Source organism: Halomonas sp. AOP12-B1-6, assembly GCF_052379225.1.
Classification (GTDB): domain Bacteria; phylum Pseudomonadota; class Gammaproteobacteria; order Pseudomonadales; family Halomonadaceae; genus Vreelandella; species Vreelandella casei.
On the sequence record NZ_JBQSYK010000002.1, the window covers coordinates 270,982 to 288,212 of the forward strand.

General features: G+C 54.5%; 17 protein-coding genes. 2 read left to right on the forward strand and 15 right to left on the reverse strand.

Annotated elements, in window-relative coordinates; genetic code table 11:
* Positions 1–13: 13 nt before the first annotated feature.
* The 8 genes from ACT3TR_RS06560 to ltnD form a co-directional block, all read right to left on the reverse strand.
* Positions 14–886, reverse strand: a complete 873-nt coding sequence (locus tag ACT3TR_RS06560; RefSeq protein ID WP_444624930.1) for an NAD(P)-dependent oxidoreductase — start codon at positions 884–886, stop codon at positions 14–16.
* Between the two features lie 28 nt (positions 887–914).
* Positions 915–2,372, reverse strand: coding sequence for an aldehyde dehydrogenase family protein (locus ACT3TR_RS06565; protein WP_444624929.1), 1,458 nt, complete (start codon positions 2,370–2,372; stop codon positions 915–917).
* A 49-nt stretch (positions 2,373–2,421) separates the two neighbouring features.
* On the reverse strand, positions 2,422–3,696 hold the full coding sequence (locus tag ACT3TR_RS06570) for a TRAP transporter large permease (protein WP_444624928.1): 1,275 nt from the start codon (positions 3,694–3,696) through the stop codon (positions 2,422–2,424).
* The gene (locus ACT3TR_RS06575) at positions 3,693–4,256 is read right to left on the reverse strand and encodes a TRAP transporter small permease (protein WP_441686900.1); all 564 of its coding nucleotides are present in this window, start codon (positions 4,254–4,256) and stop codon (positions 3,693–3,695) included. The genes ACT3TR_RS06570 and ACT3TR_RS06575 overlap by 4 nt, the downstream gene beginning before the upstream one ends.
* Positions 4,257–4,317: 61 nt before the next feature.
* On the reverse strand, positions 4,318–5,313 hold the full coding sequence (locus ACT3TR_RS06580; RefSeq protein WP_444624927.1) for a TRAP transporter substrate-binding protein: 996 nt from the start codon (positions 5,311–5,313) through the stop codon (positions 4,318–4,320).
* A 104-nt stretch (positions 5,314–5,417) separates the two neighbouring features.
* Positions 5,418–6,380, reverse strand: coding sequence for a D-erythronate dehydrogenase (denD, locus tag ACT3TR_RS06585; protein ID WP_444624926.1), 963 nt, complete (start codon positions 6,378–6,380; stop codon positions 5,418–5,420).
* Between the two features lie 50 nt (positions 6,381–6,430).
* Entirely contained in the window at positions 6,431–7,228 is a 798-nt protein-coding gene (gene otnI / locus ACT3TR_RS06590; RefSeq protein WP_444624925.1) for a 2-oxo-tetronate isomerase, read from the reverse strand.
* 49 nt (positions 7,229–7,277) lie between these two features.
* Positions 7,278–8,210, reverse strand: a complete 933-nt coding sequence (gene ltnD, locus ACT3TR_RS06595; RefSeq protein WP_444624924.1) for an L-threonate dehydrogenase — start codon at positions 8,208–8,210, stop codon at positions 7,278–7,280.
* A gap of 133 nt (positions 8,211–8,343) precedes the next feature.
* Between ltnD and ACT3TR_RS06600 the strand changes: the two genes are divergently transcribed.
* On the forward strand, positions 8,344–9,378 hold the full coding sequence (locus ACT3TR_RS06600) for a LacI family DNA-binding transcriptional regulator (protein WP_444624923.1): 1,035 nt from the start codon (positions 8,344–8,346) through the stop codon (positions 9,376–9,378).
* Between the two features lie 12 nt (positions 9,379–9,390).
* On the opposite strand, the gene ACT3TR_RS06605 is transcribed toward ACT3TR_RS06600, so the two are convergent.
* The 6 genes from ACT3TR_RS06605 to ACT3TR_RS06630 form a co-directional block, all read right to left on the reverse strand.
* Entirely contained in the window at positions 9,391–10,806 is a 1,416-nt protein-coding gene (locus ACT3TR_RS06605) for an amidase (protein WP_444624922.1), read from the reverse strand.
* Between the two features lie 24 nt (positions 10,807–10,830).
* Entirely contained in the window at positions 10,831–11,298 is a 468-nt protein-coding gene (locus tag ACT3TR_RS06610) for a RidA family protein (RefSeq protein WP_444624921.1), read from the reverse strand.
* A gap of 40 nt (positions 11,299–11,338) precedes the next feature.
* The gene (locus ACT3TR_RS06615) at positions 11,339–12,613 is read right to left on the reverse strand and encodes a TRAP transporter large permease (RefSeq protein ID WP_096277532.1); all 1,275 of its coding nucleotides are present in this window, start codon (positions 12,611–12,613) and stop codon (positions 11,339–11,341) included.
* A 16-nt stretch (positions 12,614–12,629) separates the two neighbouring features.
* Positions 12,630–13,151: a TRAP transporter small permease gene (locus tag ACT3TR_RS06620; protein ID WP_096277530.1), complete on the reverse strand. Its 522-nt coding sequence runs from the start codon at positions 13,149–13,151 to the stop codon at positions 12,630–12,632.
* Positions 13,152–13,212: 61 nt separating this feature from the next.
* Positions 13,213–14,214, reverse strand: a complete 1,002-nt coding sequence (locus ACT3TR_RS06625; protein ID WP_444624920.1) for a TRAP transporter substrate-binding protein — start codon at positions 14,212–14,214, stop codon at positions 13,213–13,215.
* 78 nt (positions 14,215–14,292) lie between these two features.
* Entirely contained in the window at positions 14,293–15,288 is a 996-nt protein-coding gene (locus ACT3TR_RS06630; protein WP_441686688.1) for an asparaginase, read from the reverse strand.
* A 276-nt stretch (positions 15,289–15,564) separates the two neighbouring features.
* Here ACT3TR_RS06630 and ACT3TR_RS06635 point away from each other — a divergent pair, with 276 nt between their 5' ends.
* Positions 15,565–16,263, forward strand: a complete 699-nt coding sequence (locus ACT3TR_RS06635) for a FadR/GntR family transcriptional regulator (protein ID WP_444647230.1) — start codon at positions 15,565–15,567, stop codon at positions 16,261–16,263.
* 71 nt (positions 16,264–16,334) lie between these two features.
* Here the strand turns inward: ACT3TR_RS06635 and ACT3TR_RS06640 are convergent, their stop codons facing one another.
* Positions 16,335–17,222: a LysR family transcriptional regulator ArgP gene (locus ACT3TR_RS06640; protein ID WP_444624919.1), complete on the reverse strand. Its 888-nt coding sequence runs from the start codon at positions 17,220–17,222 to the stop codon at positions 16,335–16,337.
* Positions 17,223–17,231 lie beyond the last annotated feature (9 nt).

Below are 17,231 nucleotides of genomic sequence, written 5' to 3' on the forward strand. Positions count from 1 at the left end.
TGACGACTTACCGTTAACGTTTCGCCAAAACGCCAATGAGCTCGGGAATGGAAAGGCTCTGATCCTCAACGGAGGTGTATAGGCTGTGAACAGCGGCGGCAACGCCTCCTTCAACGCCAAGATCATCGGTCATCGTATGGTAATAGCCCAGGTCTTTACTGGCATTGGCGACGGAGAACCTAAAGCCCGACGGATCGTTCTCGGCAATATAAGGACGCAGCCGTTCTAACACGACCCCACCGCCACCGCCGGCCCCTAGCACTTCAAGCAATGCGCTATCGCTGATCCCCGCTTTACGGGAGGCAGCGGTGGCCTCCGCCAATACCGCCGAAAAGCCTAACGATACAAAATTATGCAGCAGCTTCAGGGTATGCCCCGCGCCAACGTCGCCCGCATGGGCAATGTTTTCCGCAAAGCCCTCCAGCAGCGGCAAAGTTTCATCAAACAGCGCCTTCGGTGCGCCCACGATGAGATTGAGCCGCCCTTCAGCCGCTTCTTTAGGCGTGCGCGTCATGGCCGCATCCATAAAGCGGCCACCTGCCTCAGCGACTCGAGCAGCGACTGTTTCAGTTGAGCTGGGCAGCGCCGTAGAACAGTCCATCACAATGCTGCCGGGCTTCAGACCTTCCAGCACACCGCTGGGCTCAAAGAGCACGGCCTCCACCTGGGGCGACCCCGTCACGCACAAAATCACCACATCAACGTTCTGTGCTAGTTCGCGTCCTGTAGGCTGCGCATGAGCGCCGGCGGCTAACAAATCGTCGACGGGCTGATTGCCCGGGTGCTCTAGAAAACTGACAAAATGGCCTGCTCGCTGCAGGCTGCTGGCAATGCCATGGCCCATCAGGCCCACGCCGACGATGCCTACCTGGCGTTTTGTTGTCATGGGTGTCTCCTTAAAGAGAAAGCGTCTGCTAATGTTTAATCGCAATGGTTTTAATACGCGTGTAACTACGCAGCCCCTCAAAGCCTTTCTCACGACCATGTCCCGAGCGGCCAATACCGCCGAAAGGTAGCTCTACGCCCCCCGCTGCGCCGTAATTATTGATAAATACCTGGCCACTGCGAATACCTTTGGCCAAGCGCAGCTGACGGCCGCCATCACGCGTCCAGATACCCGCACAAAGGCCAAAGTCAGTCGCATTCGCCAAGGCCAGCGCTTGCGCTTCATCCTCAAAAATCTGGACGACCAGCACAGGGCCAAATAACTCTTCGCGTAGCACTTCGTGCCCGTCGGGAATATTGGTTAGCAGCTGCGGAAGTACAAAGTGTCCGTCAGCTGGGGCGCCGGCAGCCAACTGGCCTTTTGCAGCCACCCGAATACCGTCGGCTTCAGCCGCTGCCAAACGCTCTTCCAGCTTGGATTTCTGGCGCGCATTGATCAGCGGCCCGCAGTCGGCATCGGCTTCACCCACATCGCAACGCAGTGCCGCAAAGAGTTCAGACAGCGTAGCAAGGACGCTATCGGCAATATCGCGCTGTACTAACAACCGGCTGCCGGCCGAGCAGGTCTGACCCGCATTTTGGATAATGCCGCGCACCACCGCTGGCAACGCTGCCTCAAGATCGGCATCAGCAAACACTAGCTGAGGTGATTTCCCGCCGAGTTCAAGGGTCACCGGCACATGGTGCTGTGCGGCTGCCTGCGCAACCTGCGTACCGGTTTCTGGCGAGCCGGTAAATGACAGATGATGAATATCAGCATGTGATGCCAGCGCGGCGCCAGCCTCAGAGCCCAGCCCTGGTACAACGTTAAGCGCACCGGCAGGCAAGCCATGATTGGTCGCCAGTTCCGCAAGGCACAGCACGCTCAAGCAGGCGTCCTCTGCGGGCTTAAGGACGATGGTATTGCCGGCTGCCAACGCTGCCGCCACGCAGCGTCCAAAAATTTGTGCGGGGTAATTCCAGGGAATAATCTGTGCACAGACGCCGTAAGGTTCACGCAGCGTCATGACGGCAAAGTCATTTTCAAAGGGAATAGTTTCACCGTGTAGCTTGTCCGCCGCACCGCCGTAGAAGCGGAAGTAGCGCGCGCAGGCGGCAATATCACCCTTCGCCTGAGTCATGGGTTTACCCGTATCGGCACACTCAAGCTGCGCCAGCTGCTGGTGATGGGCTTCAATCACCCCTGCAAAGCTCAGCAACCATTCACTGCGAAGGCGCGCAGACCAGCGAGACCACTCGCCTAGTTGGCCAGCAAAAGCGTTTTGGGCTGCCTGCACTGCGGCATTAACCTCTGCAGCTTGGCTGCGAGCAATACGCGCCAACGGCTCACCGGTGGCGGGTGCTTCGACCTGAATCGTCGCAGCGGTATCTATCCACTGCCCGCCAATTAATGCCTGCTGAGGTGGCAAGGCCAACGCATGGGACATAGGTCACTCCTTTATTGTGGCTATATGTAAGGATTTAAAAGCCGTGTATCTAACCGTAGAAAAGATTGACTAACCCCATCGAAATCCATGGCATATAGGTAATCATCATGAGGCAAACCAGCACCACCAATACAAAATGCACCAGCCAGGGCAGCATTTGATCAATCGATATTTTGGCGACAGCACAGGCGGCAAAGAGATTCACACCCAGCGGTGGAGTAATCATACCCAGCGCCAGGTTCACCACCATCACAAGGCCAAAGTGAACGGGATGGATGCCGAACTGCATGGCAATCGGGGTAAGAATCGGCGCCAGCACCAAAATGGCAGCGCCGGTTTCAATGAACATGCCGACAACGAGCAGCAGCGCATTGACCGCCAACAAAAACGCCCAGGGACTATCGAATACGGATGTTACCCAGGCGGCAACGTGAACCGGCAGCCCAGAGCGGCTGATAAGAAAGCTGAACAGCGCCGCCGCGGCAATAATCAGCATTACAGCGGCCGTTGAGATAACGCTTTGGCGCAGCACCGGCATTAGGTCTGCAAGCTTAAGCTCGCGATAGCAAGCCCCGACGACTAAGGCATAGAACACCGCCACGGCCGAGGCTTCCGTTGGGGTGAAAATGCCGCCATAGATACCGCCAATCACCACGATGGGCATCAGCATTGCTGCCCACGCCCGCTGGAAAGCCGTCACAAAACTAGTACGGCCTTTACTATCCTCAAGACCAAAACCACGCAGCTTGCAGAAAACATACAGGAAGAGCAGCAGCGCACTGCCGATAAGAATCCCTGGACCAATGCCGGCAATGAACAATTGGCCAATGGAGGTATCGGTACTCACCCCGAACAAAATGAGCGGAATAGAAGGAGGAATCAGCACCCCAAGCTCCGCAGAGGATGCCTGAATGGAGGCCGCGAGCGGCTTCGGATAGCCATGTTTGACCATCGCCGGAATCAGGATCGCACCGATTGCAAAGGTCGTCGCCACACTTGAACCTGACACGGCAGCAAACATCATGCAGGTCAGTACGCACGTCATCGCCAAACCGCCTTGCACGCCGCCGACGATAGATTTTGCCAGGTCGACAAGGCGGCTAGAGATGCCGCCAGCCGCCATCAGGTTTCCGGCGAGAATGAAGAAGGGAATCGCCATTAACGGGAAGTTATCAAGCCCCACAAACAGCTGCTGAGGAACCATGACCAGCGGCAGCCGTGAGAAAAACTCAATACCGATGATCGATGCCAGCAGGATCGAAATCGCGATCGGCACGCCGGTGGCGAATAAAATTAGCAGAGAAAGGCCGATAGCTAAGTTCATGAGCGAGGCTCTCTCTGGGTCGACCCTAAGTTTTGCTGGATCGCATCTTGCTCACTAGCTTCGTCGTGCATCGGCCCCAGCGCTTCAAGACCACAGCTTTGCGCAAGCAACCTTGCCATCACGGCTAGCATCGCAAACGCGCTGCCCACGGGAATCGCCGCGTATGCCCACGCCATTGAGACCTCAAGCGCCGACAGCGTCTGGCGACTGACTCTCTGGGTCATTTGAATGCCGTAATACACCAAAACAGCCAGAACCAGCAGACAGCAAAGTCCAATTAGCCACTCAAGCGCCAGCAGGGTGCGCTTGGGTACTAGCTTGTAGATCACCTCGACCGCCATCATAAAGCCGCCACGGAACGTAGCCGCCGCCGCCATAAAGACACACCAGATCATCGATGCCCGTGATAGCGTTTCCGACCACGTGGAAGGAGCATTAAAGATAAACCGAGTGAGCACCTGATAGAAGCTCAGCGACACCGATATTATCAACATCACAATAGCGATCGTTAGTGCCAGACGAGTCAAGACATGTTCGACACGCAAAAGCCAAGACACCATGAGTCACCTCACCCCGTCAGGTTGTGGGAAAGTGGCGCCCAGCGGGCGCCACGGGATGGGCTCAGCAGCTGCTGTTACGAATGCGCTCTAACATTTCATCACCGTACTGTTCAATAAAGCGGGCGTAAACATCCTCCACAGCCTCTTGGAAAGGCGCTGGATCGATGTTGTCCGTCACGGTCATGCCGTGTTCTTGTAGAAACGCGACGCCCTCCTCCTCTAGCCGCGACACCTCAGCACGAGTAGCGGCGGTGGCTGCTTGGGCGGCCTCATCGAACCACTCTCGCTCTTCATCACTCAGCCCATCGAGCAGCACGGGAGAGCCCAGCAAAATAGCGGGCGAGTAAACATGCCCCGTCAAAGACAGCTGGTCCTGCACTTCGTAAAGGTTCGAGGCAACAATGACGGCAATTGGGTTTTCTTGACCATCGACCGTACCCTGTTGCAGCGCGGTGAACAGCTCAGGCATGGCCATCGGCGTAGGGCTTGCGCCTAATCCTTCAAACGCCTGCTGGTGAATACGGTTCTCCATGGTACGAATCTTCAGGCCGCTAACGTCCTCAGGCGCAGCGATGGCACGCTGGCTATTGGTGATATGACGGAAACCGTTTTCCGACCAGGACAGGCCAACCAAATCGTGCTCGCCCATTTTATCCAACAGCTCCTGGCCGATCTCGCCATCAAGCACACAGCGCGCCTGCTCGTAGCTGGTGAACAAGAACGGCAGATCAAGCACATAGGTCTCCGGAACAAAGTTACCCAGCGGCCCGGTGGAGGTGATCACAACATCGACGGTACCAATCTGCAGCCCCTCGATCATGGCGCGCTCTCCGCCGAGTGAGCCGCTCGGATGATCCGACACGGTAAATTCGCCGTCAGAGAGGCGCTCTAAAGTTTCTTTAAAGGCGCGCGAGCCCGCACCGTAGTGAGAATTACTAGAGATGGCGTAGCCCACGCTGACTTCAGTGGCCGCCTGGGCTTGAAACGTGAGCCCCGTCAGAGCGATAGCGGTGCCGATGGCTGTCACGAGCGTGCGTTGAGTGAAGCGAGTGGTCATGGTGATGCTCCTTCGTTGTATTTATTAATTAGGATGACGGGAGCCTTGGCTCCCCTTATTGCTCGCCCATCAACTAGGCGTCGTGGCAGCTAGGAATAGCGACATCAGTGATACTCGGCCACATAGGCATCAACAATCTGCCGAAAATCACGATCTCCGACAAACCCAAGCTGAGTAGCCTTAGCCGTTTCAAAGCGGGCGGGCCAGCTAGCCACTAAGGGCTCAATGCGAGGGTCCTGCTCATGGTGCACAAGCGCTACCGCTTCTGGCCCGGCGATCTCTTGCAAAGCATCCAGCATCTCAGCGACATGGGTGGTGATGCCAGGCAGGATGAACGCGCGGAATTTACCGAGCGCCTCTTGAGCAATATCGGCCCCGTGTACCAGCGCATCAATCACCTTATCCGGCGACATCACGAACAGCGGCTGGTTTACCGAGACAGGGCAAACGGCCTTCTCACCGTTCAAAGGCTCACGCAGAATACTTGAGGCAAAGCTTGAGGCCGCTGCATTCGGCCGCCCAGGGCGAATCACGATCGTTGGCAGGCGCAGCACAAGGCCATCAATAAACCCACGACGGCTGTAGTCGTTAATTAAAAGCTCACACATCGCCTTTTGCGTACCGTAAGACGTTTGCGGCTGCAAAGCGGTCATATCATCAAGTACGTCGGGCAAATCACCGCCATAAGCAGCCACGGAGCTTGCCATGATCAAGCGGGTGTTACTCAGATCACGAGCACGGCAACCTTCTAGCAGCGCTCGCGTGGCATCAAAATTGACCAGCATCCCCAGGTCAAAGTCTGCCTCGGCAGCGGAGCTCACCACCGCGGCCAAGTGATAAATAACGTCAGGGTGTTGATCCAGCACGCTATCCAGCGCACCGGGCTTAGTAATGTCGACTGCCAGCGATGTCACCGAGACATCGCTTTGCGATGGCTGCGGCGCCTCAACTTGGTCAATCAGCGTTAGCCGGGTGATAGGCTGCTGACGAAGCTCGCCTCGCGCCAGTAATTGCTGGACTAAACGCTGGCCGAGAAAGCCAGCCGCACCGGTAATCGCTATGTGCATTGTGTCGATCCTATGTGGCAATTGTTATTGTGTCTTCAGCCGAAGTTAGCTCAACGATCCGTTAGACCCCACTGTTTACCCCAGCCTAAGCCTGCACGGGTTTCTGCCTGTGGACGGTACTCGCAGCCAACCCAGCCGCTATAGCCTAAGGCGCCCACGCGCTCAAAAAGAGCGGGATAATGCACTTCCCCTACGTCAGGCTCGTGGCGCGTTGGCACACCTGCAATCTGAATATGGCCGATGGCACTAAACTGGCGCTCAAGATGACGTAGCAAATCACCGTCCATAATTTGGCAGTGATAGAGGTCAAACTGGAGCTTCAAATTCTGCGCCCCAACCTCTTCGATGACCGCCATTGCCTGGGCTTGGCGAGACAGAAAAAAGCCGGGCATATCGCGAGTATTGATGGGCTCAATCAGTATGTCTCGGCCGACTTTCGCCGCCTCACGCGTCGCATAGCGCAAATTGCTGATATAGGTCGCGTGATGCTCAGCTACGGTATCCGCATCGGCGCCCTGCGGTAGCAGCCCTGCCATGGCATGTACCCGCGGGCAGTTGAGCACTTCTGCATAACGTAGCGCCTCAATCACTGAATCACGAAACTCACCTTCGCGCCCCGGCAGGCTCGCCAGGCCTCTTTCACCCGCGTCCCAATCACCTGGCGGCAGATTGAACAGCACTTGCTCCAACTGCGTTTCTGCCAACGCATGGCGTAATTCTTCAGCGGCGAACGCATACGGAAACAGGTACTCCACGCCCTTAAAACCGGCCTCTGCGGCGGCTGAAAAGCGGTCTAAAAAGTTATGCTCGTTAAATAGCATGCTGAGGTTGGCGGCTAGTCGAATCATAGCGGGGCTCTTTTGAATAGCGGTGCTGTTTTTATGGGCTGCATTGCTCTCAGCCTCCGCAGGCATCGTTAGCCGCTTCAGGTAACGTGATGCCCGATAAACGCTGATAAACTTTTATCACCGCCGAATCGTCTTCACGTCCGAAACCCGCGCCGCTGGCAGCGGTAAACAGCTGCAGCGCGCTAGCCGCGATCGGCGTTGTTAGCGCCAGCTCCCGCCCGGTTTGATGCACAATATTGAGATCTTTAACGAAAATATCCACCGCTGACAGCGGCGTATAGTCGCCACTCAGAATATGCGGCACACGATTTTCAAACATCCAAGAGTTGCCTGCCGAATGGCTAATGACGTCAAAAATCACCTCTGGGTCGAGTCCCATACGAATACCTAGCGCCATCGCTTCAGCAGCGGTGGCAATATGCACCCCGGCCAGCAGTTGATTCACAAGCTTCATACTAGAACCAACGCCCGGCGCATCGCCAAGGCGATAGACTTTGGCTGCCATGGCATCGAGTACAGGCTCAGCGTAGGTGAACGCCTCGGGCGAACCGGACGCCATCACTGACAAGTCACCGCTTTTCGCTTTAGCCGCCCCGCCGCTAATGGGTGCATCGAGCATCATTAGACCTTCCGCCGCTAAGCGCTCGCCAAGCTGCTTCGCCTGGCTTGGTGCCACCGTTGCACACTGCATAACAAGGCTATCCGGTGCCAAATGGACGACGACGCCCTGCTCACCGAATAACACTTGCTCAACCTGCCCTCCGTTGACGACAACCACCAGTACAATATGGCAGTCAGCAAGGTCTGCAGGCGTTGCAACGCTACTGCCCCCTGCTGCCGTGAAGGCTTCGCGCGCTGCTGCCGAAATATCACAGCCTGTCACATTAAGGCCGCGCTGAAGCAAGGCAGTAGCGGTTCCCATCCCCATAACGCCTAGGCCTATGACTCCAACGCGGAGGGCTTGTTGACTACGTTCACTCACCTGGCGATACCTCTCTGCGGTTGTATTGGCTGTCGCTGTACTGGCTATAGCAGTGCTGCGAATGATAGCGCTACCATTCTTTCTAGATTATTCTTTGCGTATCGACAAGCTGAACATGAGGGATACGCGACCAATGTCTAAAGAGCCTACCAGCGGATCTAAACAGCGCCGCCGCTCCGATCAGGTCACGCTTAGCCAAGTGGCAGAGGCGGCAGGCGTATCACCGATTACCGCCTCACGAGCGCTGAATCATCCCGATAAAGTGAGTGAACGGGCTCGGCACAGCGTTCATGCCGCGGTAGAGCGTTTAGGTTATGTCCCAAATCTAATTGCAGGCAGCTTAGCCTCCTCCCGCTCACGGCTAATTGCTGTCATTGTGCCTTCGTTGGTTAATACGGTGTTTGTTGAGGTTATTCAGGGGCTTCAAGAAACATTAGAGGCGCAGGGCTACCAGATCCTGCTCGGCAATACCGACTATGACTTGGATCGTGAGTATCAACTGGTGCGCACTTTTTTGGGCTGGTCATGCTCGGCACTAGTGACCGCAGGCCTACGCCACAGCCAAGCATGTCATACGCTGCTCGCCAACTGGGACCATCCCATTATGGAGGTGATGGAACTGGGTCAAGCGATGGACCTTAACGTTGGGCTCGACCATGTGGCTGCAGGGCGCTGCATGGCTAGCCATCTTATTGAAAAAGGCTATCGCCATATTGTTTATGTCGGTGCTCGTCTGTCTCAGGATTATCGCGCAGGCATGCGCTTTGAAGGGCATAAATTAGTGTTGAAAGCTAAAGGGCTCGCAGTACCTCTGGTAGAACTAAACACGCTGGGCAGCCTACAGGCTGGCGCGGAAGGCCTAGCCCAGGTGCTGGCACATTACCCGCAGACCCAAGCCATCCACTTCGCTAACGATGATTTGGCCGCTGGCGCGTTGCTTGCCGCCCAGCGCCAAGGCCTAAGGGTGCCAGAAGATATCGCCATTGCCGGATTCAATGGTTTGCCGCTTGGTCAGCACGTAACGCCACAGCTCACCACTATTCTCTCACCCAGAGAAGAGATAGGCCGCCTAGCCGCCAGCACCTTAATACAGCGGCTCAGCGGCAAAGCCGTTGAACACCGCCAGCATGATGTTGGTTTTACCCTCCAGGCGGGTGGCAGTACTTAGCATTGCACTCAGTTACAGCATTGGAGGATTACCAAGAATATCCAACCCCGTGCCCAGCTCATTTTCAATTGCCTGGCCAATCGCCAGCAGCTTGGCATCTTGCCATGGGCCGCCTAGCACTTGCAGGCCAACGGGCATGCTTGCAGCATCTTTTCCCACCGGCAGCGTTAGCGCACATAGACCCAGAAAGTTAGCGATCACCGTATTGCGAAGGGCATGCATATTGGCTTTAGAATAAGCGCCTTCCGGCTGCAGACTCTCAATAGTGGGCGGGGTAATGGCCACTGTCGGGGTAAGCACGGCATCCACATCCGCCATGCGAGCGGCGGCGGATTGATAGAGCGAATCCAGCACCGTACGACGACGCACGTACTCCCAGGCAGGCATATCATCAGCCGCTGCGATACGGGCAGCCACATTAGGGTCAAGAGAAGCAATCATCTCGGGTAGTGCGGTTTTTAGAAATGCTGCCAGCTCAGCGGCGGCTACACCGCCCAGTTTGAAGAGTGCATACGCTTCTTCGATGCCCGGCAATTCCAACGTTACTATCCGTGCTCCGGCGCCTTCCAGCTGTTTTATAGCCGCGCGAACTGTTTCCGCAATGCCTGGGCTACAGTCATCCCAGAAAAACGTTTCCGGCACGCCAAAGGTGAGATCCGCAAGCACTGGGATAGCCGGTATTCGGTCATCGTTGCCACCTCGCGCGCCATCACCCAACTGACCATCCAGTGCATCAAACGCAAAGGCTAGGTCATCCACCCGCAGCGCCAGCAGGCCTGGGGTATCCAGCGTGGTCGAGAGTGGCACAATTTGTTGGGTCGACCAGCGCCCGGCGGTGGTTTTCAACCCGACGACGCCGGTCATCGACGCAGGAATGCGCACTGACCCAGCAGTGTCAGTGCCCAGCGCCAGGCTAGCAGTGCCACTCACCAGCGAAACACCCGCTCCGGAGCTCGAACCGCCAGGCACTCGATGCTGACCAATATCCCAGGGATTACGCGGCGTTCCCCAGTGAGCATTCGTGCCCAGCCCACCAAAGGCAAACTCAACGGAGTGGGTTTTACCCATCATGGAAGGTAACTGTTTCAGTAAAGCACTCACTACAGGCCCGGCAGACTCCCACCGTTTCGGCAGTCGCTGAGAAGACCCCGCATAAGTGGGCAATCCAGGCACTGCGTAAATATCTTTGATCGAGACCGCTATGCCCATCAGCGCACCAGCATCACCACCTTGGGCGAGTACAGTATCAGAGGCTTTGGCCATCGCTAGCGCTTGTTCACCGTTCCAAGTGAGGTAAGCATGATCATTTTTGCCGCGCTGTTGATAAGCGGCTATCGAAGCCTCGGCAAGTGTAGTGGCGGTTAACGTACCCGCTCGCAAGCGAGCATGCTGCTCACGCAAAGGTAGAAATATCGGTGAATCCTGCATACGTCACGTACCTCCATCCAGTGTCTAACGTACTTCAAAAATCGCTTCGACTTCCACTGCAGCATTGCCAGGGAGAGTAGCTACCCCAATGGCTGTTCTAGCGTGTCGCCCAGCCTCGCCAAACAGTGCGACAAATAGCTCCGAGGCACCGTTAATAACCAGCGGCACATCGTGAAAGCCCGGTGCCACATTAACGAAGCCATTCATACGTACGCAGCGCACCACTCTAGAGAAGTCACCCTCAAGTGCATCGCTAAGTGATGCCAACAGATTTAAAGCACATGCTTGGGCTGCTAGCTTACCGGTTTCAAGGTCAAACTCAGCGCCCACCTTTCCCGAATAGAGAACATCACCTCCGCGCTCACAAATTTGTCCGGCTAAAAATAGCTGGCTGCCCAACTGAGACCAAGGCAAAAACATGCCACGCGGTTTTGGAATCGCGGGAAGCGTAAGGCCCTGCTCCGCCACCGCTTGTTCAATTGTTTTACTCATTGTGCGTTGTCCTTATTGATTAACGTATTCACGCTATTAATTAATAAATTAGCGATGGCAGCCAGGTACTTAACCAGGGTATATAAGTGATAATGATCAGCGCGATTAGCATCAAACCAATGAGCGGCAAGCAGGCCTTAAATACTTCCTGAAGTGACATTTTGGAGATTGCCATGGCGACAAACAGGTTCAGCCCTACCGGTGGTGTAATCATGCCCACCGAGAAATTGATTAACGTGATAATGCCGAAATGAACCGGATCGACGCCAACTTGCGCGGCGATAGGCTGCAGTAGCGGTGAGAGCACGATGATCGCTGAAGCGCTATCGAGGAAAAAACCAGCAATAATCATCACGACGTTAAAGAGCGCCATGACCTGAAACGGATCATCTGTCCAAGACAACACTTGCCCCGCCAGTTGGCTCGGGGTGCCGGTAATGGCGAGCAGCCAAGAAAAAGCGGAGGCACCCGCAGTAATCAGCAGCAGCGTGGCGGAAATCAGCCCTGAACTTCTCAGCGTACCCATCAGCTCCATGACATTGATCGTGCGATACACCACCATGCCAACAAACAGCCCATATATGCAGGCAACGGCTGCCGACTCCGTGGGGGTAAAGACTCCGCTGTAGATACCACCCAGCAAGATCACCGGCAGACCCAGCCCCCAAGCGGCGTCTTTAAAAGCCGCCAAAATTTGACGCAGTGTCGGAAATGAGGAGCGCTCATAGCCTTTGATGCTGCTAAACACAATGCAGTAGGCAATCAGAATAGAGGCAATGACAATGGCCGGTAGTAAACCTGCCGCGAACAGACGACCAACCGAAGTTCCGGTTACAGAGCCATAGATAATCAGCGCAATACTCGGCGGCACAATCGGCCCTAACGTACCGGCGGTGGCAATCAAACCAATCGCAAAGCGTTTATCGTAGCCAGCCGCTACCAGCGCCGGAAACATAATCGAGCCAATCGCCACCACCGTTGCGGGGCTTGAGCCGGAAATGGCACCGAAGAATAAGCATGAAAGCACGGTAGCCGCTGCTAAACCGCCGGGCACCCATCCGACTAACGCTTTGGCTAAATTGATCAACCGATCTGAAAGTCCACCAATGCGCATTAGCTCTGCCGCCAGAATAAAAAACGGAATCGCCATGAGCGAGAAGTTATTCATACCGGTAAACATGCGCATCGGCACAATGACCGGGTTGGTGGTGCCAAAAAACTCGATCGCTAAAAACACCGCTAATGCTAAAGAAGCAAAGATCGGTAACCCAAGCAGTAGCACGGCAAAAAAGATGGGTAATAATGCAGTAATCATAGTCGCTCTCCTGGGATTAAATGAGCTTATCCGAGCCGGCCACAAGCTCTTCGGAGAGACCTACCGGAGGCTTTTTCCAAACTTCATTAATGACCCATAGATAGCGAAGAGTCAGCAAAACACCGGATACGCCAATAGGCAGATAAAACCATGCCATCGGCAGGCGAAGTGCCGCTGTTAGCTGTCCACGGTCTAGCGTACTGAAATAGAGGACGAAGCCGTAATAGGTCATAAAGCCTGCGAATATGATGCCAATGATCGCCGCGATCATATGCAGCCATCTATTAACGGCGGGCGAAGCAATTGCATTAATCACATCCACCGAAATATGCGTGCCATGACGCACGCCCATACTGGCTCCTACGAAACTCATACAGATAATGGAGTAAATAACGACTTCTTCAGCCCAAAACAGCGAACCGCTAAAGCCGTAGCGATAGACGACTTGGATGGTGGTGAGGATGGTCGCAATCGACATGAAAACGACCATCGCCACACTTTCCAAGCGATCAAGACATTTATTGAGCGCTTCGAACATGAGACATCCGCACCCTTAATTGGGTAAAAGGAAAGGAGCTAGGTTTTAGGAGACCCTAGAATCAGTACTCAATACCAACAGCGTCATATACTTTGTGCAGCAACTCAGTCGTGACGATATCTTCATACTCTTCGTGCACCGGCATACTGGCTTTAATAAAGGCTTCGCGCTGCTCTGGGGTGAGTTCATTAATCGCGATTTCGTCTTTGATTTCTTCCATAATGGTTTCTTCATCCCGCAGCGTTAGCTCACGGGACGTGTCTCGACCATTATCAAAGGCTTCCAGCATGACCGCCTGCAGATCTTCCGGCAGTGAGTCCCAGGAATCCTGGTTCATCACCGCAGCATAGGCGTGATAAGCATGACTGGTCAGCGAAAGGTAATCCTGAACTTCGTGGAATCGCATGGTGTAGATATTAGCCAGTGGGTTTTCCTGGCCCGACACTACCCCTTGCTGTAAGCCGTTATAAACCTCGGTAAAAGCCATTGCGGTCGCATTCGCACCCAGGTTTTGATACGTGGAGATGATGATGGGCGCTTGCATGGTGCGCATGCGAATATTTGCCATATCTTCGGGCGCTTCAATAGGGCGATCATTGTTAGTAATATGACGAAAACCTGCTCCCCAGAAGTTGATGCCAATCATATTATGGCCACTCAAAGTATCGAGAATTTCTCGGCCTACCTCACCATCAAGAGTTGTCACCATGGTGTCGTAATCTGCAATTAAGAACGGTAAATCCAAAATTTGCATGCGCGGTTCAAAGTTGCCTAGCGTAGCCGTTGGTGGAATACCAATATCCACGAGCCCCATTTGAATCTGCTCGATAATTTCCACATCGCCGCCCACTTGAGCGGCAGGTAATACGTTGATTTGAATACGCCCGTCAGATTTTTCCTCCACCTCTTCTTTAAATTGCAGTGCCGCTTGGCCGTTAGGTGTCCCTTCAATTAATACATGAGCAAAACTAAAGGTGTAATCGGCCGCCTGAAGTTGAGCGGCACTAAAAGAGGCCATTGCGATAGCAGCGGATAGGGTGACTTTCTTTAGTATTAGTTTCATGTCCAGCACCTTATTTAATTATGGTGGGTTATTTTTTTAGTGTTTTGTTACTGCATTTGAGCAAGATTAAGAGTCCACTCATGCCATCATGCGTTCCATCGCATTACCCAACGCTGCGCGCGGGGTACTACTCAGCAGTAAGGCAAGCGCGAGTCTTGCCTTACGTGCACTGATATCGTTGAGCGCTATCACTCCGGCCGACAATAAGTCGTCGAGGCTACCGCTAAATTCATAGCTGGTGTTCACCGGCCCTTGAGCACAACTGCTCACAACCGCTACGGGCACACCCGCGCTAACCAGTTCCCTTATTGCGTTCATCCAGCTAGGCGGCACATGGCCACGCCCTAAACCATCAATTACTATCGCCTTTGCTCCACTCTCGACACAGACTTTCAATACGTCTGGTGAGGCATCCAAATAGGCTGGCAGTAGATCAACTCTTGGTAGCGGAAAGTCCCATCCTTCGATCGGGTTCGCCACCGCCGCTGCTGCGTGATAAAGCTTTACGCGCTGCCCATCGATATATCCCAACGGCCCGGCGCCGGGCGCATTAAAACCGTGCAGTTGGAAGCTGCTCATTTTTCGGGCATAGCGTGCAGTGAATAACGACTCGTTAAAAACCACCACACAGCCATGCTGACGCAGCTGTGGGCTTGTCGCCGCCACAATGGCATCGCAGATATTTTTAAACGCGTCGGTGCCTAGCTGGTGAGGTGCTCGCTGCGAACCAGTAATGACACAAGGTTTATCAGCCGGCAGCGTGAGTGACAGAAAGTAAGCGGTTTCTTCTAAGGTATCGGTACCATGAGTGATCACCAGCCCGTCCACATCCGGGCGTGCCAGCGCTTTTCGCCCTTGAAGATACAACTCAGCGAGATCAGCGAGGGTGATGGCGTTACTGGGTTTTTGCAGGATCGAAATAACTTCTACCGTGGCTTCGACCCCCTGCGGTAGCACTACCCGATCCAGCAATTGCTCACCGTTTAATGCGCCTGACTGGCTACGCCCTGATTCGCCAGGCTTACTGGCTATGGTGCCGCCCGTCGTCAACACCACGATGTGTTTTTTGGTCATGCAGGTTCTCGCATTTAATGTCTAATCGACTCGGACACCAGACATCAGATGTCTGATATCATGCTAGACCTACTAACGAGCTTTATGCAAGCAGCGTACATAAAACAATAAAAAATATGCATATTTCTTTTAAATATATGCAATCAAGCGTATTAAGCCGCTAGGCTTACGCTTTATTAGCATGTAATAAATACCGATGAGCCACGTGAGGCCCACATGAGTTTTAAACGCCAGCCCGAGACTACCCCCACGAACACGACTTCTTTTGGAGATTCGATGGAGCGCAGCTCAGTCGCGCTGCAACTACTCGAGCGCATCAAAAGTGCCTTGATACGCGGCGACCTAAAGCCGGGTGACTATTTACCTTCAGAAACTGAATTGACCCACAGCCTGGGCATTGGCAAATCAAGCGTGCGCGAAGCCATAAAAATGCTGCAAGCCATCGGCATTGTGGAAGTCAAACGTGGTCAGGGCACTATGATTCGCCGCGAGCCAGGCAAGCCGCTGGTGGATCCTATGGCCTTTGGGATGATTTTAGCGCGCGGTATGACGAGGGACGTGCTGGAATTTCGTAACATGTTTGAACCTGCGTATACCCTTCAAGCAATGGGCGAAGCAACGGCACAGGATCATCAGCGCATTCAGCAGAGTATCGACGCCATGGAAGAAGCGATCCGGGTAGGGGCACAAACGTCTCAGCACGATATCGCCTTCCATCGCGCCATTCTGCACAGCACCCATAACCCCATGACCATCCGCGTCGGGGAGACCTTACTGCAACTGATAGAAGCCGCGCTGGAAACCTCAATGCGGTCGCTACCTGAAACCGCTTTAAAAGATCACAAAGCGATTTATAAAGCTTTCAAAGCAGGCGATAGCGCGGGCATTCATGCGGCGATTGCCGTTAGTAGCGACAGCTGGGAAACCAACCTTACCTATGAAGGCGACAGCGGATTGAGCACTCCCTCAGCTTAAAATTAACTATAAATTATCATTAACACTTTAACTGACCGCATAAAGCCCTTCTCGACATTTTGCTAAAATAGCTAAAGCGGCACCAACGCTTTTAACGCTGTACGGCGAAGGTGCTGCGTCAAACCGGCTAATAGGCGCCCGCCATTACGCCAGTAGTGCCAGTAAAGCGGCACGTCGATGGAACGTCCTGGGATCAGCTCCACTAGCTTGCCTTGCGCCAGTTCATTGCGCACTTGCAGCTCAGGCACCATTCCCCAGCCAAACCCGCTTTCAAGCAAACGTACAAAGCCCTCAGAAGAGGGACACAGATGATAGGCAAAGCTGCCCGTTACGCCAAACGTTGCTAAATAGCGATGCTGCAGTAAGTCATCTGCACCAAATACGATAGCGGGCGCCTGGGGTAAAACCTGCGCCCTAACGCCACCTGCGAAATACCGCGCGATGAAGGCTGGGCTTGCCACGGCAAGATAGGGCATAACGCCCAGCACTTCGCTATTCGCTCCCGCCACCGGGCGCTCGGCGGCGCATACGCAGCCCGCTACTTCGCCAGCGCGCATGCGCTTTAATCCCACTTCCTGATCTTCGACTATCAACTCCAGCAGTACGTTTTGATGGGCGCAAAAATCGCCAACCGCCGCCGCCCACCACGTCGCCAAACTGTCAGCGTTGATCGCTAAACGTAGACGCTCCGGCATGGCGTCATCGAGCATTGGCACTTGGTCTTGAAGGTCGCGTTCAAGCAAGCGCACCTGCTGCACATGATTGAGCAATCGACGGCCAACATCGGTCGGCGAGGGCGGCGTCGCTCGAATCAGCACAGGCTGGCCAATGCGTGCTTCAAGCAGCTTGATACGCTGAGAGATAGCCGACTGCGACAGCCCCAGCGCTTGTGATCCCCGCTCAAAACCACCCTGCTCGACGACTGCCGCTAACGCCGCCAATAATTTGTAATCAAGCAATTCATTTTC